General features: G+C 62.5%; 24 protein-coding genes and 1 tRNA gene. 15 read left to right on the top strand and 10 right to left on the bottom strand.

Features of this window, described 5'->3' with window-relative positions; translation table 11 throughout:
• Positions 1 to 223: 223 nt before the first annotated feature.
• Both H147_RS0112895 and H147_RS0112890 read right to left on the bottom strand, forming a co-directional pair.
• Positions 224 to 880, bottom strand: coding sequence for a YjbF family lipoprotein (locus tag H147_RS0112895; RefSeq protein WP_162561669.1), 657 nt, complete (start codon positions 878 to 880; stop codon positions 224 to 226).
• A complete protein-coding gene (locus H147_RS0112890; RefSeq protein WP_019955787.1) occupies positions 877 to 2,985 on the bottom strand; it encodes a YjbH domain-containing protein in 2,109 nt (702 codons plus the stop codon). The genes H147_RS0112895 and H147_RS0112890 overlap by 4 nt, the downstream gene beginning before the upstream one ends.
• A 179-nt stretch (positions 2,986 to 3,164) precedes the next feature.
• Between H147_RS0112890 and H147_RS0112885 the strand changes: the two genes are divergently transcribed.
• Entirely contained in the window at positions 3,165 to 3,746 is a 582-nt protein-coding gene (locus H147_RS0112885) for a glutathione S-transferase family protein (protein WP_019955786.1), read from the top strand.
• Here H147_RS0112885 and H147_RS0112880 read toward each other — a convergent pair.
• The 3 genes from H147_RS0112880 to H147_RS0112870 are packed head-to-tail and all read right to left on the bottom strand — an operon-like array spanning position 3,728 to position 6,257.
• Positions 3,728 to 4,891, bottom strand: coding sequence for a TIGR03862 family flavoprotein (locus tag H147_RS0112880; protein ID WP_019955785.1), 1,164 nt, complete (start codon positions 4,889 to 4,891; stop codon positions 3,728 to 3,730). The two genes, H147_RS0112885 and H147_RS0112880, sit on opposite strands and share 19 nt — an antisense overlap.
• Positions 4,888 to 5,502 (bottom strand): enoyl-CoA hydratase/isomerase family protein, encoded by a 615-nt coding sequence (locus H147_RS0112875; RefSeq protein WP_019955784.1) that lies wholly within the window; start codon positions 5,500 to 5,502, stop codon positions 4,888 to 4,890. Before H147_RS0112875 ends, H147_RS0112880 begins: the two co-directional genes overlap by 4 nt.
• Positions 5,499 to 6,257 carry an SDR family oxidoreductase gene (locus tag H147_RS0112870; protein ID WP_019955783.1) on the bottom strand — a complete coding sequence of 253 codons (759 nt, stop codon included), beginning with the start codon at positions 6,255 to 6,257 and terminating at the stop codon, positions 5,499 to 5,501. The genes H147_RS0112875 and H147_RS0112870 overlap by 4 nt, the downstream gene beginning before the upstream one ends.
• A gap of 117 nt (positions 6,258 to 6,374) precedes the next feature.
• Here H147_RS0112870 and H147_RS0112865 point away from each other — a divergent pair, with 117 nt between their 5' ends.
• From H147_RS0112865 to lpxK, 6 genes are all read left to right on the top strand, one after another.
• Positions 6,375 to 7,877, top strand: a complete 1,503-nt coding sequence (locus tag H147_RS0112865; RefSeq protein WP_245541146.1) for a DUF2125 domain-containing protein — start codon at positions 6,375 to 6,377, stop codon at positions 7,875 to 7,877.
• Between the two features lie 117 nt (positions 7,878 to 7,994).
• Positions 7,995 to 9,341, top strand: coding sequence for a TldD/PmbA family protein (locus H147_RS0112860; RefSeq protein ID WP_026352498.1), 1,347 nt, complete (start codon positions 7,995 to 7,997; stop codon positions 9,339 to 9,341).
• Positions 9,328 to 10,119 carry a 3'(2'),5'-bisphosphate nucleotidase CysQ gene (locus H147_RS0112855; RefSeq protein WP_019955780.1) on the top strand — a complete coding sequence of 264 codons (792 nt, stop codon included), beginning with the start codon at positions 9,328 to 9,330 and terminating at the stop codon, positions 10,117 to 10,119. The genes H147_RS0112860 and H147_RS0112855 overlap by 14 nt, the downstream gene beginning before the upstream one ends.
• Positions 10,120 to 10,155: 36 nt before the next feature.
• Complete coding sequence (locus tag H147_RS0112850; RefSeq protein WP_019955779.1) at positions 10,156 to 10,401, top strand: DUF4170 domain-containing protein; 246 nt, start codon at positions 10,156 to 10,158, stop codon at positions 10,399 to 10,401.
• Between the two features lie 21 nt (positions 10,402 to 10,422).
• Entirely contained in the window at positions 10,423 to 11,619 is a 1,197-nt protein-coding gene (locus H147_RS0112845) for a 3-deoxy-D-manno-octulosonic acid transferase (protein WP_019955778.1), read from the top strand.
• A complete protein-coding gene (gene lpxK, locus H147_RS0112840; protein WP_019955777.1) occupies positions 11,620 to 12,606 on the top strand; it encodes a tetraacyldisaccharide 4'-kinase in 987 nt (328 codons plus the stop codon).
• Here the strand turns inward: lpxK and H147_RS0112835 are convergent.
• On the bottom strand, positions 12,603 to 13,268 hold the full coding sequence (locus H147_RS0112835; protein WP_019955776.1) for a DsbA family protein: 666 nt from the start codon (positions 13,266 to 13,268) through the stop codon (positions 12,603 to 12,605). The genes lpxK and H147_RS0112835 overlap by 4 nt on opposite strands.
• 12 nt (positions 13,269 to 13,280) lie before the next feature.
• Entirely contained in the window at positions 13,281 to 13,790 is a 510-nt protein-coding gene (locus tag H147_RS0112830) for a DUF721 domain-containing protein (protein ID WP_019955775.1), read from the bottom strand.
• Between the two features lie 66 nt (positions 13,791 to 13,856).
• On the opposite strand from H147_RS0112830, the gene mutY reads away from it, so the two are divergent.
• From mutY to H147_RS21025, 3 genes are all read left to right on the top strand, one after another.
• Entirely contained in the window at positions 13,857 to 14,909 is a 1,053-nt protein-coding gene (gene mutY / locus H147_RS0112825; protein ID WP_026352497.1) for an A/G-specific adenine glycosylase, read from the top strand.
• A gap of 59 nt (positions 14,910 to 14,968) precedes the next feature.
• Complete coding sequence (locus tag H147_RS0112820) at positions 14,969 to 16,108, top strand: alkane 1-monooxygenase (RefSeq protein ID WP_019955773.1); 1,140 nt, start codon at positions 14,969 to 14,971, stop codon at positions 16,106 to 16,108.
• A gap of 106 nt (positions 16,109 to 16,214) precedes the next feature.
• Positions 16,215 to 16,388, top strand: coding sequence for a hypothetical protein (locus H147_RS21025; protein ID WP_019955772.1), 174 nt, complete (start codon positions 16,215 to 16,217; stop codon positions 16,386 to 16,388).
• Between the two features lie 118 nt (positions 16,389 to 16,506).
• Here H147_RS21025 and H147_RS0112810 read toward each other — a convergent pair whose 3' ends face one another.
• Together H147_RS0112810 and rnhB are read right to left on the bottom strand one after the other, a co-directional pair.
• Positions 16,507 to 17,616, bottom strand: a complete 1,110-nt coding sequence (locus tag H147_RS0112810; RefSeq protein WP_019955771.1) for a site-specific DNA-methyltransferase — start codon at positions 17,614 to 17,616, stop codon at positions 16,507 to 16,509.
• Positions 17,617 to 17,704: 88 nt separating this feature from the next.
• On the bottom strand, positions 17,705 to 18,337 hold the full coding sequence (gene rnhB / locus H147_RS0112805) for a ribonuclease HII (protein ID WP_019955770.1): 633 nt from the start codon (positions 18,335 to 18,337) through the stop codon (positions 17,705 to 17,707).
• Positions 18,338 to 18,571: 234 nt separating this feature from the next.
• Between rnhB and H147_RS0112800 the strand changes: the two genes are divergently transcribed.
• Both H147_RS0112800 and H147_RS0112795 read left to right on the top strand, forming a co-directional pair.
• Complete coding sequence (locus tag H147_RS0112800; RefSeq protein ID WP_026352496.1) at positions 18,572 to 18,853, top strand: hypothetical protein; 282 nt, start codon at positions 18,572 to 18,574, stop codon at positions 18,851 to 18,853.
• Positions 18,854 to 18,878: 25 nt separating this feature from the next.
• Positions 18,879 to 19,529 (top strand): winged helix-turn-helix domain-containing protein, encoded by a 651-nt coding sequence (locus tag H147_RS0112795; protein ID WP_019955768.1) that lies wholly within the window; start codon positions 18,879 to 18,881, stop codon positions 19,527 to 19,529.
• On the opposite strand, the gene H147_RS0112790 is transcribed toward H147_RS0112795, so the two are convergent.
• Positions 19,526 to 20,551: a LacI family DNA-binding transcriptional regulator gene (locus tag H147_RS0112790; protein WP_019955767.1), complete on the bottom strand. Its 1,026-nt coding sequence runs from the start codon at positions 20,549 to 20,551 to the stop codon at positions 19,526 to 19,528. The genes H147_RS0112795 and H147_RS0112790 overlap by 4 nt on opposite strands.
• 90 nt (positions 20,552 to 20,641) lie before the next feature.
• Between H147_RS0112790 and H147_RS0112785 the strand changes: the two genes are divergently transcribed.
• The 3 genes from H147_RS0112785 to H147_RS0112775 form a co-directional block, all read left to right on the top strand.
• Positions 20,642 to 20,718: transfer RNA gene (locus tag H147_RS0112785), tRNA-Arg, on the top strand.
• A 223-nt stretch (positions 20,719 to 20,941) separates the two neighbouring features.
• Positions 20,942 to 21,118, top strand: coding sequence for a hypothetical protein (locus H147_RS21365; protein WP_245541145.1), 177 nt, complete (start codon positions 20,942 to 20,944; stop codon positions 21,116 to 21,118).
• Positions 21,119 to 21,262: 144 nt separating this feature from the next.
• The coding region (locus tag H147_RS0112775) for a helix-turn-helix domain-containing protein (protein ID WP_019953608.1) at positions 21,263 to 21,424 on the top strand (162 nt) is incomplete at its 3' end.

Raw genomic sequence — 21,424 nt, 5'->3', positions numbered from 1 at the left:
TGGCTCTTCCATCACGACGACGGGGGCTTCCATTGTTGCTGGGGCCAAGCTGCCTGCGTTTGCGGCAACTGCGGAAACAGCGATGACTGCGGATGCAGCGAGTGTAGTTGTAAGGCGCATGTCGGTACTCCAATTAATGCACGGGTGGTGCGTCACGGCGTGACTTTCCACATATATCCCTTAAATCAGGCCCTTGCGGAAAAACCAAGAGTCTCGAAAACGATCAGAAAACGTCGATTTGCAGGTAGCCCGCATCGGGCGACACGGCCTGCAAGCTACGGATGATCTGCCCCTGCCGATTTACCCAATAAATATTGGTGAATTGGAGCTGTTCACTCACGCATTTCTCCTCGAAACGGGTCGTATTGTAGGTCTGTTCGCGCCGTTCAAAGGGGTCCGGTCCCATTGAAGCGATGCTACATTGCAACACTCTTGGCGAAATCTGATCGAGGTTATCCAGAAAGTCATGCCTGCGTTCGGCTGTCCCGCCACCCGCGCGGATCGCGGCCCAGGTTTGCACGGTGTCAGCGCCCATCAGGTCGCGCGGCAATCCACGGGTCGCGACGACAATTCCGTTCTCCATCGTGACGCTTAGGTTCGCGCTCCCGATCCATGTCACGCGCGCGCCGTTCGTGCCTGCGACGACAAGCGTGTCCCACCGCCCCAGATCGCGAAAGTTGACGCGTACGAACTGGCCCGGGTTCGCCGCGATCTGTTCGTCGGTCGCGACTTGCGGCGGAGGCGGCGCCACGGGCGTCCGCCCTGCAAGCGTGCTTGCGGCGGTCACAAGCTGCGTCCCGATACCGCCCTGCGCCAGCGGTCCGCAGGACATCAGCCCAAGGGCTGCCAGTGCCAGCGCCGATTGTCTGATCACGTTCATCGCCAGAACCGCCCCCATGTATCCGTTAAATCTGCTTCATGCGCATCGCGGACGACATCGTACAAACGCCCATCGACGCTCAGCCGTGCGCCGCCGTCGCCCGACCGGGTGCGTACTTGTGTTCCGTAAGTGCCGCGCGACGTATCCCCTATGAAAAAGTCCTGCGGGATCGAGATACGGACACCTTTGTTGTAGGATCCGTCCCCAAAGTCGTCATAGCTGATATCGGTCTGGGTGACGTAGGCTCCGACGCGGATACCGTTGCTGTATTCGCGATCAAGCGACAGTGTCGCCCCCCAGTCACCGGCCAGATAGCGACCGACATCAAGCTGCGTGTGATAGCCATTGCCAAAGTCGTAATAGGCAGACAGATGGCCGGTCAGCACATCGTAATCATATTCGTCAAAGCCCAGCAGCATGTCGGTATCACGCTGTGCCACATAGTTGAGTTCGACCCCGAGGCCAAACGCGCTGTCGACAGGTTTCCATAGCACTTCTGTCGAAACACCGCCAAACATGCTTTCGAGATAGCCAAGGCTGACCCGGCTATAAAGATCAGTGCCGGGCCTGCCATAATGGCTGAGGGTCAGGGCCTGCAAAACCGGCAGACCGTCGTCGCCGTAAAACTGGCTATCGGTGCGGACATTCTGGATATCAGGCGTGCTGTCGGATCCGGGATCGCGCCTGTCGGCTTTCAGCACGCTTTGCACGATTGCCCCCGAGGCTATGAGTTGCGGGGTGATCTGGTAGACGCCGCGCAGGCTCAGCCCGGCGGACACTGCAATGTTGCCATCACCACCAAATGGATTGATCGTCAGATACGGGCCAAACCCCCATTGAAACGCATCCCGCGCAGGGCGCGCATCGGCCAGCGAATCCGCCGGCCAGGCATCGCCAAAAGCAACGCCCGCGCGCAAGGATTCGGCAGCGCCGGGACGGTTTTCAAGACGCTCGATATCGCTGCGCGCGATCGTGACGGCGGACAGGCCGATCCCGCGCGCCTCGGGTTCCAGAATGAACGTGTCGATGCTGTCGGGCATCACCTGCGTCAGCAACCGGGCGACGCGCCCCATCGCCTGCGCCTGCGATCTGTAGCGCCCGTTGACATAGCGGACCCGCGCTGTCGTGTCGGTCATTTCCAGACCTGTCAGCGTCTGCCCTTCCATCTGCAACAGCTGTGAGGTCGCGGCCCGCAGGCCCGGTTCCGTCGCGCGGTTCCAGCTTTGCGCTGCCTGCACGTCGCGCAGCTTGACCGGCGTCGGCGCGGATTCGCTGCCGCTTTGGGCCGGACGGTTGTTGGCGTTCAGCGAAAACGTCCCCGACACCCCGACATTGCGCCCCGAGAGCGACGCGAATGACAATTGCACGCTATCGTTCGGGCGGTAGGTCACACCCAGATTGTAACGGGTGTCAGTCTCTAGTGCGGGGGAAAATGGCTGTTCGGGATAGGCGATCGTGGAATATTCCGCAACCACGCCCCAGCGGTCGTTGATCTGGTAGGTCAGGCCGCCAAAGGCTGCCGCATCGCCGCGAAACCAGTAATCCGACCCCAGCTGGCCTTCGGGATCCGCATCATCAAACACAGGCCGCGCCCCAAGGCCCGACAGCGGATTGTCGAAACCGTCGCGGGTCGCCATCGCGCCCCAACCGAGGCCTGCCGTCACAGTCAGATTGTCGCCGAAACTCTTGGTTGCGACCACATATTCCGACGCAAACCGCCCCGGCGTGAACACATCGCGCAGGCCAAAGGCCAGGGCCGGCAGATAGGCGGATTCGTCCAGCAGACGGTAATGCAGATCAAAGCTGCGCTCGAACTCGCCATCAATGATCGTCGATGTCGGGTTCCCGTAAAGATCGACCACCGAATACCGCGCAGCCAGGGTCGCCCGATCGGTCAGCTGATAGGTGAAGGTCGCACGGAAATAACCCTCCTGATAGGCCAATGACCCTGCTAGCGTATCTTTGGCGGGGGATTGCGCTGTTGGCATGTCGATCATGCCGGGCATCCCGTTGAAACCGAAATTCACATCGCTTTGCTGGGCATGCGCCGCGACACCGGCCATCAGTGCGATGACCGACGTGGTGGCAAATCTGGCTTTGTTCATGCGGCTGCTCCGTCCCTGACTTGCCACAGGTCTAACTTGCCCTGCCCGCAATGCAAACGCAGATTGCCAAGAAACTGCCCAGGTGCTGCATGCTTGGCACAAAATCGGGCCAGATCGGGAAATTGCGTTGCAAACTGTCTTCGGACACAGCCTTATGCCGAAAAGCTTGGGGAGGCGGCATGTATCAGGTCATCGGTCCGAAAAAATCACGCGCCTTGCGGGTGCTCTGGGCGCTGGAGGAATTGGGCGCGCCTTATGACCACCTGCCCGACATGCCGGGGTCGGATGCGGTCAAGGCGCTGAACCCGTCGGGCAAGGTGCCGGTCCTGATCGCCGAAGGTGCCACGCTGACGGATTCCACCGCGATCATGACCTATCTGGCTGACCGGCACGGTGCGCTGATCCCCGCCCCCGGCACCATCCAGCGCGCGCATCACGACGCGCTGATGCATACCGTGCTGGACGAGATGGACGCGATACTGTGGATGGCGGCGAAACACAGTTTCATCCTGCCAGAGGCCCAGCGCCTGCCCGCGATCAAGGACAGCCTGCGCTGGGAATGGGCGCGCAGCCTTGACCGGCTGGCACCGCGCATCGCGGGCCACTGCCTGATGGGCGATGAATTCACGATTGCGGATATCCTCTGCGCGCATTGCCTGAATTGGGGTGCGGGGATCAAGTTCGAGATCGCACCCGATGGAGTGCAGGCCTATCAGGAACGGATGCGCGCGCGTCCCGCGTTTCAGCGGCTTTTGGCGTAATCCGCTGCCGCAAGACCCGCCTGACGCCCTGTCGCCATGCTGGCGCTGATCAGGTAGCCGCCTGTCGGCGCCTCCCAATCCAGCATTTCACCGGCACAGAACACGCCCGGACGGTCGCGCAGCATCAGATCATCGGTCAGCGCGTCGAGCCTGACACCCCCCGCCGTGGAAATCGCCTCGTCCAGCGGGCGGGGGCCTGCGTGACGGATCGGCACCGCCTTGATCAGCGGGGCCAGATCGTCGGGATAGGGCATCCCGAATTCCGCCAGCAGCGCAAGGCGCACAGGGTCCAGCCGCAGGACCTTGCGCAGGTGGTTGGTGACGCTCGCCTTGCCGCGCGGTTTCGCCAAGGCGCTGCGCACCTGTGCCAGCGTCCAGTCGGGCAAAAGGTCCATGACCAGCGGCGCACCTTCGCGCATCGCGCGCGACAGCGCATAGATGCCGCCGCCTTCTATCCCGCGTGCGGAAATGATGCATTCGCCCCGCGTCGTGACCGCCCCCGCCGTCATCGCCACCGCCTTGACCGGCGCACCAAGGTGCCGCGCCATATGCGGCGACCAGTCGACGACAAAGCCCATATTCGCAGGCGCAAAAGGGGCCGTGACATCGGGCAGATGCTGCGTCCATGCGCCATCCGACCCCAGCCGCGCCCAACTGCCCCCGCCCAGCGCCAGCACGACGGACTTGGCGCGGATTACTTGCACACCTTGGGGCGTATCGAACACCAGCGCATCGTCCTGCCAGCCGGTCCAGCGCCAGCGCGTCTGCAAGGTCACACCCGCCGCCCCCAACCGCGCCAGCCACGCGCGCAGCAAGGGCGAGGCTTTCATCGCCACGGGAAACACGCGGCCCGTTGATCCGGTGAACAGGGGCTGATCCAGCCCTTCGGCCCAGCGCATCACATCCTGCGGGCCGAAACCGGCCAGAATGGTGCGCAAACTGTCGGGCAAAGGGCCGAAGGCCGCCAGATAGCTGGCCATATCCTCGTTCTTGGTCAGGTTCAGCCCTGATTTACCCGCCATCAGGAACTTGCGCCCGACAGACGGCATGGCGTCCACCACCGTCACAAAAGCGCCCCGTGCGGCGGCACCCTCTGCCGCCATCAGACCGGCAGGGCCTGCGCCAATCACAAGGACATCGGTCATGCGGGGTCGATCATCCGCTTGATCGCGGCAACATGGGCGGGCGTGGCGGCACAGACATCCGCCCCCAGATCGCGGGCTGTTTGCAGCAGCGCCTCATCCGGCGCAATCCGGTCGATCAGGCCCCACGCCAGCGCCGTTTCCGCGTCGATCTTTTGCCCCGCCATCAGGATCATCTTGGCCCGCGCCGGGCCGATCAGCCGCGCCATGCGCACCGGATCGGACGGTTGCGGCAGAAAGCCCAGTTTCATCACCGGATAGAAAAAGCGTGTCTGTGCCACTGCGATCCGCAAATCGCAGGCCAGCACCATGCCCAAGGCACCCCCCGCCGCTGTGCCGTTCAAGGCGGCAATGGTCAGACCACGGCAGGCGGCAATCGCGCCTGACAGCCGTTCCCAGACCGGATCGGTGGCCAAACCAGCGCGCGCGGCATCCAGATCGGCACCGGCGCTGAACACGCGGCCTGTGCCGGTCAGGATCAGTAACTTTGCATCGCGCGCGCCTTGGGCAATATCGGCAAGGTCTGTCAGCATCGCAGCCGTCAGCGCCCCCGCCTTGTCAGGCCGGTCGATGGTGACGATCAGACTGTCGCCGTCCCTGTCAGTGCGGATCATGCAAGGCCGACCATCTTGCGGATATCCGCGTCGCGAAGGCTGACGTCCTGCCCCAGATAGGGGTCCGCCTCCGGCGTACACATCCAGACGAGCGCCTTTGCGGGCCATGCGGGCGGGATATGCACCGACCAATCCAGCTGGCTGACGGGGCTGATGCCGGATTCCTTGATATCGCGCTGCATCTGGGTTGCGACAGTGCCGGGCGACAGGCCCAGAACCCGCAGCCCCTTAGCGCGACATTCCAGATCGACCGTGCGGGTCAGCATGTAGGCGCCTGCCTTCGACGCGCAATAGGCGGTCCAGCCCTGCACCGGGTTATGCGCCGCCCCCGAAGAGATATTGAGGATCGTGCCGTGCCCCTGCGCGATCATGCCGGGGACGACCGCGCGCATCCCGTACATCACGCCCTTGAGGTTGATATCGACCGTGCGCGCCCAGTCGTCAGGGTCAAGATCACCGAAATCGCCCATCGGATCGACGATACCTGCGTTGTTGATCAGCACGTCCAGCCCGCCAAAGGTCTGGGCCGTGGCGGCGACAGCCTGTTCGACCTGCACGTAACGGGAGACGTCACAGGGAATCGCCAGCGCCTTCTCTCCGATATCGCCTGCAATTCGGGCAATATCGTCGGTTGTGCGCGCAATCAGGGCAACATTCGCGCCTTGCTTGGCAAATTCCCGCGCAGCAGCCTCTCCGATGCCGCGGCTTGCACCGGTGATCAGAACGGTTTTCCCCATCAAATCGAACTTTTTCACATCAATCCCTTTCGGTCTGGCCAGCGGATGAGTAACACTTTCGTCGATGCTATCCTTCCTTGGCGTTTGTTGGAAGACTCGGACCGGATAGGCAAACCCAGAATGGAAGGGAACTCGATGACCTGTAGAACGACTTTGCGCGGTGCTGTCTGTCTAGCGGCACTCTTGACTGGCACTGCGGCAATGGCCGATGTGTCCGCCCAGCAAGTTTGGGACGACTGGAAAGCACAGTTGAGCCTGTACGGCCCGGACACGCTGACGGTCGGATCCGAAGACATGTCCGGCGACACGCTGACCGTGCGCGACATCGCGCTGAACATGGTGCAGGAAGAACTGAACGTCAGCGCCGCCATGGGCGACATCATCCTGACGGAACAGGGCGACGGGACCGTTGCCGTGACGATGGCCGACAGCTTTCCTGTCACCGTAACCGATGACGCAGGTGTGACCGTGACCGTGCTGGTCACCCAGTCCGGTCTGGAGATGATCGCCAGCGGCACCGCCGACGCCATTGATTACGCCGTCAGCGCCGACAGCTATACCGTTGCGTTGGAGAATATCGTCGATGGCGACTTCACCTTTACGGGCGATGTCAGCCTGACCGGCAACAACCTGACAGGCACCTATACCACCCGTCTGGGAGAGATGCGCGACCTGACCTACGAAGGTTCATTTGAATCAATCGACATTCTGGTCGATGTGCAGCTTCCCGACGGCGGCGGCGAATACATCACCGGCGGTGGCAAGATCAGCGGGCTCAACATGCAGGCCGAATTGGCGATGCCGCTGGATGGCGTGATGTTCGATGAAAACAACCAGATCGCAGACGGCACCTCGATCTCTGCCGGGTATACCGTGGACAGCAGCGAATACGTGTTCGACATCAATGCCGATGGCGATCAGGTGTCGGGGTCGTTCAGTTCGGGTGCAGGCTCGCTGACGACGCTGGTCAGCGCCGAGACGCTTGCCTATTCCGGCCGCACCACCGATATCGTCGCGACGTTCATCTCGAATGCCGCACCTTTCCCGATCGACATCGGTCTGTCGGCCTATGGGTTCAACCTTGAGATGCCCGTCGCCGCATCCGACACGGCCCAGCCCTTTGCCTTTGGCATTGAACTTGCCGATCTGACTGTCAGCGACATGATCTGGTCGCTGTTCGATCCGTCCGGCGTGCTGCCGCGCGATCCCGCGACGATCAAGATCGGTCTGGCCGGCATGGCCCGTCCGCTGTTCGACGTGATGGACCCCACGCAGGAACAGGCGATGATGAACAGCGACATGCCGTTCGAATTGTCCGAAGTCTCGCTGACCGACCTCGACATCTCGGTCGCGGGTGCCAGCGTGACGGGCGACGGTGCCTTTACCTTCGACAACAGCGACATGGTCACATTCGCCCCGCTGCCCCGCCCCGAAGGCGAGGTGACCGTACAAATCAACGGGCTGAACGGTCTGCTGGACAATCTGGTGACCATGGGACTTCTGCCCGCCGATCAGGTCATGGCGCCCCGCATGATGATGGGCATGTTCGCCCGCTCAACCGGCGACGACCAGTTGGAGACCCGGTTGGAAGTCACCGAAGATGGTGAGGTTCTGGCGAACGGTCAGCGCATCCGCTGATCGGTTTCGAACATTATTGCGGCGCGTCGGGAGACCGGCGCGCCGTTTGCATGTCGTGTCACAGCCTTGCAGCGCCCTTGCCCGCGCACTAGGTCTTTGATGAGCAAAGGAAGCGCCATGACACAATCCCTGTCCGACCTGACCCACCAATTGATCGACATCGCCCGCAAGGCCGGGGCCGATGCCGCCGATGCCATCGCGGTGGACGGCACATCGCTGTCGATCGACGTGCGGGGTGGTGCGCTCGAACATGCCGAACGTTCGGAAGGGATCGACATCGGGCTGCGGGTGCTGATTGGCAAACGGCAGGCCTGCGTGTCGTCGTCCGATACCAAGCCCGACACGCTGCGCCAGATGGCCGAACGCGCTGTAGCCATGGCGATGGAAGCCCCCGAAGACCCCCATGCGGGTCTTGCCGATCCCGCGCAACTGGCGCAGGCGACGGACAATGCCGCGCTGGAAATGCACGACCCCGCCGATGAACCCGATCCCGCGATGCTGCAGGATCAGGCCGCCCGCGCCGAGGCGGCGGCGCTGCGCAATGCGGGCGTGTCGCAGGTGCAATCGGCCTCTGCCGGGTATTCCCGCCGCCGGGTGCATCTGGCCGCGACCAACGGATTTTCCGCAGGCTACACCCGCACCGATAGCGGCCTGTCCTGTGTGGCGATCAGTGGGACCGGCACGGCGATGGAACGCGACTACGACTATGACAACCGCGTCTTTCGCGCCGACCTGCGCGACGCCGATGCCATCGGCACCCGCGCGGCGGAACGCGCGGTGGAACGCAGCGGCGCACGCCGTCCCAAGACGGGCGCCTATCCGGTGCTGTTCGACGAACGCATCGCCAGTGCGCTGATCGGCCATCTGTTGCAGGCCACGAACGGCGCCGCCATCGCGCGCGGGTCAAGCTGGCTGCGCGACGCGCTGGGCGCGCAGGTGCTGCCCAAGGGGCTGTCGGTGATTGAGGATCCGCACCGCGCGCGTGTGTCCGGATCGCGGCTTTACGACGCCGAAGGCCTGCCCACCGCGCGCCGCGCCATCGTCGATGACGGGGTGCTGACGGGCTGGACGCTGGACCTTGCGACAGGGCGCAAGCTGGGGCTGGACAGCACCGCCAATGCGGCACGGTCCACGGGCGCGCCACCATCGCCCAGCCTGACGAATATCAGCATGACCCAAGGCACAGCCTCGCGCGACGATCTGATCGCGCAGATGGGCACGGGGCTGCTGGTCACCTCGATGATCGGGTCCACGATCAACCCCAATACGGGCGATTATTCGCGCGGGGCGGCAGGGTTCTGGGTGGAAAATGGGGCTATCGCCTATCCGGTGAACGAATGCACCGTTGCGGGCAATCTACGCGACATGCTGCTGACGCTGATCCCCGCCAATGACGCGCAGCTGCATCTGTCGCGCGCGGTCCCGTCGCTTTTGGTCGAAGGTCTGACCCTTGCGGGAGAGTGATCTTGCCCTGCTGGTCACCGCCGCGCGCAAGGCGGGGACCATCGCGACAGGATATTTCGGCCAATCGCCGCACGTGACCGACAAACCGGGCGGTGCCGGCCCCGTGACCGAGGCAGATCTGGCCGTCGACCGGATGCTCGCCGACTTTCTGCGCGACAAACGCCCCGACTATGGCTGGCTGTCCGAGGAAACGCAGGACGGCCCAGCGCGTCTGTCTACCACACGCCAGTTCGTGATCGACCCGATCGACGGCACGCGGGCCTTCATCGACGGGGCAAAGGACTGGTCCCATTCCCTTGCAATCGTCGAAAACGGCGCGGTGATCGCCGCTGCCGTCTATCTGCCGCTGCATGACCTGATGTTCACCGCCACGGCAGGGGACGGGGCGCGCCTGAACGACACCCCGATCATGGTCAGCCGGTCAGCGCTGCATGCGGCCACCGTATTGGGATCAAAGCCTAATTTCGCTCCTGCCCTGTGGAAAGGTGCTGCGCTGCCGCCGTTCAAACGCGCGTTCCGGTCGTCGCTGGCCTACCGGCTCTGCCTTGTCGCGCAAGGCCGGTTTGACGCGATGCTGACCCTGCGCCCCAGCTGGGAATGGGACATCGCCGCCGGTGCGCTGATCGTGGCCGAGGCGCGCGGCACAGTCACCGACCCGCGCGGCCTGCCGCTGGTGTTCAACAACCCGCATCCGCAGGTGCCCGGTGTCATCGCGGCAGGGCATGAATTGCACGCCGATATCGCAGCGCGGCTTGAGCCTGCGGCGCCAAACCATTAGGGTCTCCGCAACGACAAGCAATCCAAGGAATTCCCGATGACACAGCGCCTGCACCTTGTTTTTGGCGGCGAACTGGTCGATCCGACCAAGAATGCGTTCAAGGACGTTGCGGCGATCGATATCGTTGGCATGTTCCCGAATTACCAGACCGCCTATAACGCATGGAAGGCTGCGGCACAGCGCACCGTAGACGATGCCCATATGCGGTATTTCATTGCCCATATCCACCGCCTGCGGGACGAAGAAACCGCCGCATCCGCAACCGAAGAATTGGGCGTCTGACGTCGGACGAAGGGCAGGATCATGGCGCGATCCCTCAAAATCGCGGCCTATATGGCGGGGCTCCGGCGCGGCAACGGGGACAAGTCCAGCCGTGCATTTCCCACCCGGCCGGACGGCGCGATCGTCTGGGCGCGGTGCAGCCTCCCGGAACAGCTGACCGCCATCGAGACGCTGCAACGCAAGCTGGCCGACGATGCCGACCCCATCCAGATCATCGCGACCGTGCCCGACTGGGACCCTGCGCTGGCAGGGCGCGCTGTACCCGAACCCAAAGGCAAGGACAGTATCCGGGCCTTTATCAGCCATTGGCAACCGCTGCTGGCGATCTGGGTGCGCGGCGATCTGGACCTGGTCTTGCTTGAGGCGATCCATTCTGCCCGTGTGCCCAGTGTCCTTGTCGATGCGTCAGGCGACGGACTCGATCAGGTGGCAGGCGGTTGGGTGCCGGGGGCGATCAGGTCGTTGTTGTCGACATTCGACACCGTGCTCGCCGTAGATTCCGCGGCCGCGGAAAAGCTGATCGCTGCCGGAACACCACAATCGCGTATCGTCGTCACCGGGTTGATGGAGGATTGCGGCCGCGTCCTGCCCTGCAACGAGGCGGACCGCCGCGACGTATCCGCAGCCATCGGGACGCGCCCTGTCTGGCTTGCCGCGGCAGCGCGCCCAAACGACTGCAAAGCGCTGTGCCAGGCCCATCAAGAGGCCGGACGCCGCGCGCATCGCCTGCTGTTGATCGTCGTACCAGACACGCCCGACAGCGCATTGCAACTGGCCGACGACATGCGTCAATTCGGATTTCATGTCACCCTGCGGTCGGAAAAAGCCGAACCGTCGGAACCGACGCAGGTTTTTGTCGTCGATGGCGATCCCGATCTGGGGCTTTGGTATCGGATTGCGCCGGTCACCTACCTTGGCGGTACGCTTTTCGGTGGCGGCTGCCGTGACCCGTTTGAACCTGCGGCCCTTGGGTCTGCCGTGCTCTATGGCCCGCATGTTGCGCCGTATCAGCGCCATGCCGCGCGGCTGAACGCCGCTGTCGCGTCGCGTCTGATCCGGTCGGCGGACACGCTCGGCCCGACCGTCGAATCATTGCTTGCGCCTGACAAAGCCGCGGCTATGGCCCATGCCGCATGGGATGTCACATCGCGCGGGGCCGATGTCACCAACCAGATCGTCGCGCTGATCCGGCAGCGGCTTGAAGACAGGGTGGCCTAGATGCGCGCACCCGGGTTCTGGTTCACCGCGCCGCAAAGCCCCGCGCTTGCCGCACGGCTGTTGGCGCCTTTGGGCTGGCTCTATGCATCGGGAACGGCGCAAAGATTACGCAGGCCTGCCAAGCTGCGCGCCACTGTGCCGGTCATCTGCATCGGCAACCTGAACGCGGGCGGCACGGGCAAGACGCCCACGACCATCGCCCTGATCGACAGACTGCGCGCGCGCGGACGCAATCCGCATGTTGTGTCGCGCGGCTATGGCGGGTCGCTGACCGGACCGGTGCAGGTGAGCGAACGCCGGCACAAGGCGGATCAGACCGGCGACGAACCGCTGTTGCTGGCGGCTTTTGCGCCGACTTGGGTCGCGCGCGACAGGGCCGCAGGTGTCGCCGCAGCGCAGGCCGCAGGCGCGGATATGATCTTGCTCGATGACGGCTTCCAGAACCCCGATGTGGCAAAGGACCTGTCAATCATCGTCGTCGATGCCCTGCGCGGGTTTGGCAACGGGCGGGTGATCCCCGCTGGCCCTTTGCGCGAACCTGTCGCGCGCGGTCTGGCGCGGGCGGACATGCTGTTATCCATCGGCCCGCCCGAGGCGCAGGACAAATTCGCCGCCGACTGGCCCGTGGCGCTGCCGCATCTGGTGGGCCATCTGGCCCCGCTGCCGACGGGGATGCCATGGCGCGACCTGCGCCTTTTGGCCTTTGCAGGGATCGGCCACCCCGAGAAATTCTTTCGCACCCTGCGCGACATGGGGGCCGATGTCGTCCGCGCCGAGGCGCTGGCCGATCACCAGCCGCTGACGCCCGCCTTGATCAAACGGTTGCAGATCGAGGCGCAGGTTCAGCGCGCACAGCTTGTCACAACGGAAAAAGACGCCGTACGATTGCCCGACGCCTTTCGGATGCAGGTGCTGACGCTGCCGGTCCGGCTGCATCTGACGGATTGGTCCGCCATGGATGCAGCCTTTGACCGGCTTGGGCTTTAGCCGATCCGCCCGTCAAGCACGTTGGCGAATTCGGGATAGGCCATATTGCTGTAAAGACGCCCGTCGATCAGGAAGCTTGGTGTCGAATTGATCCCGTCACGTTCGGCGTTCGCCTGATACCATGTATAAAGCGCTTCGGCTTTCGGGCCATTGGACAAAGCCGCATCAAGCGCTGCATCGTCCAGACCCGCGACCTTGGCCATGCGGCGCAGATTTTCGACGATCACGACGGGATCGCCGCCTGCCAGCCATTCGCGCTGCTGTTCATACAGCATTCCGGAGAAGGAAAAGAAGAAATCAGGGTTGTTCTGGCTGCGCGCGATCATCGACGCCCAGAGGCCCGGACGGTCGAAATAGACCTCGCGATAGACAAAGCGGATCTTGTCCGTGTCGATGTAGTTTTCCTTGATCTGCTGGAACTGGTCGGCGTGGAACGACGCACAATGCGGGCAGGTGTAGGACGCATATTCGATCACTTCGACCGCGGCATCGGGGTTGCCCATGACCATTTCCATCACCTCGGGCAAGGCACCGTCAGTGGATTGTGCATTCGCCGCACCGGGCAGCAGGCCGGTGACCGGATCGGGACGGCTGGCCAGCCAACCGGCACCAGAAATCAGGGCGGCGCCACCGGCGGCGGCCAAAAGCGTTCTGCGTTTCATATCTACCTCTGTTCAGTTCTTCTGTTTCGCAAGGACATGGCCACCAAGTCTGGCCAGGGCTGCCCGTAAATCGTCGCTGTCTATTTTCTCAGATAGGGCGGTTGCTTTGCAAATCACGTCTGCGCTGGGTTGCGTTACACGTTTCGGCGCGGGCGCAAAGGCCACCCGCCCGTCGGCAAAGCCTGTGGGCGCTGTCTGCGTGATCCGCACCCGCGCGATGGCGCGGTAGCCGTAACAGGCATTCACCTTGTCGCGAATCTGGTCCTTTTGCATCTCCAGCATCGGGGCCTGCGCGCCCGTGGTCAGCAAGGTCAGCGTCGCCCCCATGCCGCCACGCCCATAGCTGACATTGACGGGCGTCGCGATTTGCGCGGTGATGTCGCCCACCACCTCGGCCCAATGCGTCAAAAGGCGCGTCACCGCAAAGCCGCGTTTTTCGCTGGCGCTGCGGATGCGGGTCTGCACCAGCGCTGCGGCGCGCGAAAAACCGTAGGTCGTGCCATTGGGTCGTGGCTGTTTCATGGCTTTGCTTTACCTTATGTCTGGCCCAGCGCCAAGCCTGCGCTGCCGCCTATCGGGGAAACCGCCTTGAACGATCTCAGCTCTGCCTTGCTTGACTGGTACGACCGCCACGCCCGCGCCATGCCGTGGCGTGTGCCGCCTGCCGACCGCAAGGCAGGTGTCGCCCCCGACCCCTATGCCGTCTGGCTGTCCGAGGTGATGCTGCAACAAACAACCGTTGCCGCCGTGCGCGATTACCACCGCAAGTTTACCGCCCTTTGGCCCACCGTGCGCGATCTGGCGGCAGCGGATGATGCCGCTGTCATGGCAGCCTGGGCGGGGCTTGGGTATTACGCGCGCGCGCGCAACCTGCTCAAGTGCGCGCGGGTCATGGTGGCGGATCATGGCGGGCAGTTCCCAAGCGATCTCGCAACCTTGCTGACCCTGCCTGGCATCGGCCCCTATACGGCGGCGGCGATTGCGGCCATTGCGTTCGATGCGCCCGAAACCGTGGTCGATGGCAATGTGGAACGCGTCATGGCGCGGATGTTCGATATCCACACGCCCCTGCCTGCCGCCAAACCGGAATTGACCGCGCGCGCCCGCGCGCTGACGCCTGCCGTGCGCGCAGGCGATTATGCGCAGGCGGTGATGGACCTTGGCGCCACGATCTGCACGCCGCGCAATCCGGCCTGCGGGATCTGCCCTTGGCGCGCACCTTGTGCCGCGCGGATCGCAGGCACCGCCGCCGATCTGCCGCGCAAGACGCCCAAGAAAAAGACACCGACGCGATACGGGATCGCCTATGTCGCGCGGCGCGCCGACGGGGCGATCCTGCTGGAAACGCGCCCCGACAGCGGGCTTTTGGGCGGGATGCTGGGCTGGCCTTGCAGCGACTGGGTGGAAGACCCTGCACCCGCGCCGCCGATCGCAGCCGATTGGACAGCGGTCGAGGCCGAAGCGCGCCACACCTTCACCCATTTTCATCTGCATCTGCGGATCATGGTGGCCCATGTGCCGCTGGACGCGCAGCCCGACCGTGGGCATTTCGTCGCAAGGCCCGAATTCAGCCCTGCGGCCCTGCCCACCGCGATGCGCAAGGTTTACGATTTGGTTGCCGATCTGGTGCAGATTGATTGAGAGGCTGCCGCTTTGCAGCTAGGATCATCGCATCACCACGACAAAAGGAATCCACGCCGATGACGCCGTCCGCCGCGCCTGAAACCGGCCCTATCCCTTCGGCCTTGCCGTTCTGGCTGTCGCTGGGGCTGATCCCGCTTGCGGTTTTCGCCGCAACGCAGGGGGGCTGGGCGCTGCTTTTGTTGCCTATGGCGACTTGGTGGCTGTTTTCGGGCCTTGATTACGTTGTCGGGCTGGACAAGGCGAACCCCGACCCCGCAACACCCGAAAAGGCGCTGTTCTGGCACAAGCTGATCACACTGCTGTGGACACCGCTGCAACTGGTGACGATCTTTGGCGTGCTGCACTATGTCGTGACGACCGACCATCTGTCGCGGGTCGAGGAGTGGGCGCTGTTCGCGGGCCTGGGCATCCTGTCGGGGACCATCGGGATCACCTATGCGCATGAGTTGATGCACCAGAAACCGAAACTGGAACGCTGGCTGGCGGATATCCTGCTGGCGTCTGTGTTCTATTCGCATTTCCGGTCAGAACATATGCTGGTGCATCACCGCTATGTCGCCACCCCGCGCGATCCGGTCACGGCGCGCTATGGCGAAAGTTTCTACCGCTTCTTTCCGCGCGTGCTCTATCAGTGTTTTGTCTCCGCTCTCGGGGCGGAAAAGGCGATGCTGGCGCGCAAGGATCTGCCCGCGACGCACCCGTCCAACCCGTTCTGGCGCTATCTCGCTTTGCAGGTCCTGTTCGTGGGGCTTGCGGCCTATATCGGCGGGCTGTGGGGCATTTTCCTGTTCGCGACACAGGCGTTCTGGGCGGTTTTCCAGCTGGAACTGGTGAATTACGTCGAACATTACGGGCTGACGCGCAAACATCTGGGCGACGGTAAATACGAACACGTCAAACCGCGCCATTCGTGGAACGCGTCGCAGCGCGCGTCGAACTGGCTGCTGATCAACCTGCAACGCCATTCCGACCACCATTACAAACCCGACCGACGGTTCCCGCTGCTGCAGACCTATGCCGAGGATGAAGCCCCGCAATTGCCCTATGGCTATCCGGTGATGACGATGATGGCGCTGCTGCCACCGCTTTGGCGCAAGACTATGCACCCGCGGATCAAGGCATGGCGCGAGGCGTTTTATCCCGAAATCAGGAACTGGCGGCCTTATAAATATGCGCGCAACCCGATGCCGCGTTAGCGGGATAGCGCAGTCATCTACATGGCCGCCGCGCGGATCGGGAACCAAAACGCCGCGTTGGGGTTTCACCTGCACATCACATTTCTGATAAACAGGAGCGGAACCAATGCGCATCAACACTTTTTCGCGCGTGATCATGAGCGCGGTCACGCTCTTGGCACTGGCGGCTTGCGGCGACAACACGAATGAACGCGCGGCGACTGGCGCACTTGGCGGGGCCTTGGTCGCGGGGCCCATCGGCGCAGCCGTCGGTGGCGCAGCCGGTGCCGCCATAGAATAAGAGCAACGCAAAAAAAATCCCCGCCATCTTGCGATGACGGGGCAAAGTTAGCGCCAGCGGTCCCTGCCACCATGACAGGGTTCGCCGCTGGCGCCGGCGGTATCAACGTTGGTGAAACTTAATGTTTCTCCATCTCGGAGCGGATCTGCTGACGCAGCAGATCGATGGGCACCTTTTGCCCGTCGCGTTTGAATTGCCAATAGGTCCAGCCGTTACAGCTTGGTGCGCCTTCCAGATAGGCGCCGACCTGATGGATTGATCCTTTGATGTCGTCCCCGATCAGCGTGCCGTCGGCACGGACCTTGGCCTTGTGACGGCCGTTCATGGACCACAATTCCTCACCGGGGCGCAGCATACCGCGTTCGACCAATACACCGAAGGCGACGCGCGGCTCGGACCGTTTGGACGACGACACCTCCAGCGCTTCGGTGTCGAATTTGCGGGTGTTGGCGATGCGCTTTTCCGCGACCTTGCGATAGGCGGCTTCGCGTTCGATCCCGATGAAATCGCGGCCCAGCATCTTGGCGACAGCGCCGGTGGTGCCGGTGCCGAAGAACGGATCAAGGATCACATCGCCCGGATTGGTCGTGCCCACGATCACACGGTGCAGCAGAGATTGCGGTTTCTGCGTCGGATGCGCCTTGTCGCCTTGGTCGTCCTTGAGCCGTTCGTGGCCGGTGCAAATGGGCAGCACCCAGTCGGACCGCATCTGCACACCTTCGTTCAGCGATTTCAACGCTTCGTAGTTGAAGGTGTATTTGCTGGCCTCTTCCTTGGACGCCCAGATGAGCGTTTCATGGGCATTGGTCAGGCGCTTGCCCCGGAAATTCGGCATCGGGTTGGATTTGCGCCAGACGACATCGTTCAGAATCCAGAACCCCTGGTTCTGCAACTCGGCCCCCATGCGGAACACATTGTGATAGCTGCCGATCACCCAGATCGCGCCGTTTGGTTTCAACAGGCGGCGGGCGGCGGCCAGCCAGGCTTTGGTGAAACGGTCATAGGCGGCGAAGCTGTCGAACTGGTCCCAGGCGTCGTCAACGGCGTCGACCTTGGAATTGTCGGGGCGGTGCAGATCACCTTTCAGTTGCAGGTTATAGGGCGGGTCCGCAAAGATCAGGTCCACCGACCCTGCCGGCAGGCTGTTCATCACTTCGATGCAATCGCCATCGATAATCGTGTTCAAGGGCAGCGCTTGCGCCACCTTTGCCTTTGTCTTGACCGTCATGTTCGCCTCATTGCCCCGGCGGATTGCCCGCTCTTTGGTTGGGCCTAATCTGAGTCAGAGACGATTCTCTGTCAAAACCTTTATTGAATCAATCACTTATGATTTGATCTTGATACAAGATATTGTGGACGGGTTTGAACGAACGCCTATGGTGTGGGGTCACACCAAGAGCGGCCAGCGCGGATTTATGGGCAGGCGTGGGATATCCGGCGTTCCCGTCCCAGCCATAGCCCGGAAACTGTTGCGCCAAATCCACCATGTGGCGATCGCGCCACACCTTGGCCACGATGGACGCCGCCGCGATCGACAGCGACCGCGCGTCACCCTTCACGATAGCCTCAGCCGAAAGGGTCAGATCGCGTGGCACCATGTTCCCGTCGATCAGCAGATGGTCGGGCGGCGTCGCCAGCCCCGCAACCGCACGGACCATCGCCATGTGGGACGCGCGCAGGATGTTGTGGGTGTCGATCTCTGCCACGCTGGCCTGCGCGATGCTGACGTCCGCACAATCCATAATCTGCGCAAACAGCGCCTCGCGCCGGTCCAAGGTCAGCTTCTTGCTGTCGTTCAATCCGGCCAGAACCCGCGCGCGGTCCAACATGACCGCCGCCGCGACCACAGGCCCCGCGAGCGGCCCGCGCCCGACCTCATCCACACCGGCGATCCGCAGATGGCCGCGCCCACGGGCGGCATCTTCAAAGGTAAAATCAGGCAGCATCATGCGCCCAGTGACCAGACGGCAGCCCGCAGCGCAAGAAAAAAGGGGCAGAGCGTCAGACCTGACCCCCTGCCCTAGGCGGCGCGGCAACCGGGGCAAGACACCGCGCTGTGTCGTGCCATGACGATGCGGCGCGTCCCGCGTGCAAGACAATATCATGGACTGGCCAAGACCCTGTGCAGGCGATAACGAATGATGCTATTGAATATCAGCGTGGCGTTGGATCAGATCGGAATCATGAAAACTTTTTCCTTCTCTTTCCTGATCTTTTGTCTGACCGCAACTTTTGCGCAGGCCGCGTGTTATGCCGATTACAAAGCCAAGCAGGACGACCCCCTGCGGCTGCATTACGGCGTGACCGAAGTCCGTGGCGATTGCAGCGTCGGCTCCGCCGAAGCGCAGCTCCGCGACAGTCTGCCCCGCGACGGATGGCAATTGTTGAATGTGCTCGGGGTGTTCGACGACACCGGGTTGGAAGAACGAAGGGACAGCGCCGGTGAGTTCTACCTCCGCTACTGAATCGCGCGAAATCGGCAACCGGATCGTGGTGGCAGGAATTGCCGCCATCGTCTTGATCCTGGGGATCACGGCCGTTTTGCTGTTCATCAACCTGCCCGATGCCAACGCGTTCAACATGCGGGTCGAACGGCTGTTCGTGGAAAACGACACGCTGACAGGCAATGCCGAAATCAAGCTGCTGGAAATCCTCGCCGGATCGGGCACCGCGTTTTCGGATACGCTGGCCTCTTACCGCTTTGTGATCTTCGTGCTGCTGATCTTTGCAACCGCCCTGCTTGTGGCCGCCGTCGCCTTTCTGGTGATGCTGATCGCGCTGAACCGCCGGATGGGCCGGATCGAACGGCAGGGGATCGAGGTGAATTCCCTGTTGATCAGCCGCGACCAGAAATCGGTCTATCTGAACGATTTCGAATTCAAACTGACGGATGCCGCCCTTGAAACCCTGTCGGTTCTGGCCGAGGCGCGCATGGACGACGAGGTGCTGTCGGGGGCCGAGATCGAAGGCGTGATATCGGGCCGCGACCCATCCGATTGCGACGAGGCGGCAGGGGCGACCCGCATCAAGCGCCTGCGGGATACTTTGGGTAATCAGCTTGTCAGCGAACTTCTGGTCAAGAACATCGCGCGCAAAGGCTATATGCTGGCGATCGACAAGAACGTCATCAAAATGGTCTAGGTCCGGCGCAAAGTCTCGCCCAGTGACAGCTTCGGGCTGAGCATGACGACGGTTTCATCCTCGGTCGCCAGCCCCAGATTTCGCGCCACGATGATCTGCGCTGCCTTTACCCCGATCTCGCGGCGGCAGGCATCCATCGTCGCCAGCCTGCGCGGCAGACCATCCAGCAATTCAACGCCGTTGAACGCGGCCAGCCCGATCTGGCCGGGGATGGCGACACCCTGTTCCAACAGGTATAGCAAACCACCCGCGCCGATCATGTCATTGGAATAGTATAGAAAATCCAGATCAGGACTGCGCGCGATCATCTTCGCCGTCATCTCGCGGCCCTTGGCCAGTGCTGATCCACCGGAATAGAATTCTTGATCCGCGATCTCGATCCCCGCCTTGGCCAGCGTGCGGGTGAACCCTTCGAACCGTTTGCGCGCGCGGTGATCCAGCGGCATCTTGGTCCCCATGAACCCGATCTTCTTGTACCCAGCCGCGATAATCTCTTCGGCCATCTTGCGCCCTGCACGACGGTGCGAAATGCCGACGCAGGTGTCGATCGGCTCTCCATCGGTATCCATGATCTCGACCACCGGAATACCCGCCTGCCGCAGCATGGCGCGCGACGCCTCGGAATGTTCCAATCCGGCGATGATGACGCCGGACGGACGCCAGGACAGCATTTCGAACAGGACCTTTTCCTCTTTCTCCGGCAGGTAATCCGTGACGCCGACGACCGGTTGCAGGTCGGTGTCTTCGAGCACCTCGGATATGCCGGCCAGCACCTCGGGAAAGACCATGTTGCCCAGCGAAGGGATGATCACCGCCACCAGATTGACGCGCGACGACGCCAGCGCGCCCGCGATCTTGTTGGGGACATAACCCAGCCGTTTCGCCGCATCCTGCACCTTCTGGCGGGTTGCGGCGCTGACATCGCCCTTGTTGCGCAAAACGCGGCTGACGGTCATTTCACTGACGCCCGACGCCTCGGAGACGTCGCGCAGGGTCAGGGGGCGTTTGTGGTCGCTGGTCAAGGGAAAGGTCCTGTCTATTCGTTTGATCAAGGTTAGCGGGCCCGAGAGACGTTGACCAGACAAGCAAACGCAGGCATTGAACAAACCGGCGGCCCCGTGGCTCAACAGGATAGAGCAGCCCCCTCCTAAGGGGCAGGTTGCAGGTTCGAATCCTGCCGGGGTCACCAGAAAACCTAGTAAAATATGGCTTTTTGTCAGGGGTTTGCGAAAGCGGCTGCAGAAACGCCCGTTTGATTTCCCGGAAAATCTGGGGCGGCAGATGGGATTTCTGTACAAAACCTGTAAAAGTTGAGGCCGGTTTCGGGCGTAGCGAGGCCTTTCAAGAGCTGGCGCGTCGCAGACGAATGTGCCGACCGCCGGTTCAGCGGCGCCGCGCGCAAACAGATCATCATGTTCCTGGCCGACAAGGCGAGCGACGACGGCTCCGGCATCTGGTGCTCCAAGGGTGCGATGCAGCGTCACACCGAACTGGGCGAAAGCACCGTGAAGCGAACGATCAGCGATTTCCTGCACGACGTCAAGCGTGATGCATGTTGCGCCATGCGCGGACCACGACTACAAGGATAAGCACCTCATTTCGACCAAAATGAAGATATCATGTTGATTGTCACTGAGAACTGACCCGGCAGCAGCAGAAATTGTCATCGAGAATTGACCCATGTGCAACCTTACCCCGGCTTGAATCAGCTGGGAGCACTTGGAGTGATAGACATGGGATTTTTAAAAGTTATCCGGAAATGGGCGCTGCGTGACAAGATGCCCATTCGCGAGATCGCGCGGCGGACGGGCGTGTCTCGCAACACGATCAAGAAGTATTTGCGGGAGGGGATTGTTGAACCTGCGTTTCACGCGCCAGATCGTCCCAGCAAGCTG

This window comes from Yoonia vestfoldensis DSM 16212 (assembly GCF_000382265.1).
GTDB classification, from domain to species: domain Bacteria; phylum Pseudomonadota; class Alphaproteobacteria; order Rhodobacterales; family Rhodobacteraceae; genus Yoonia; species Yoonia vestfoldensis.
This window is presented reverse-complemented; position numbering and strand designations above follow the sequence as displayed.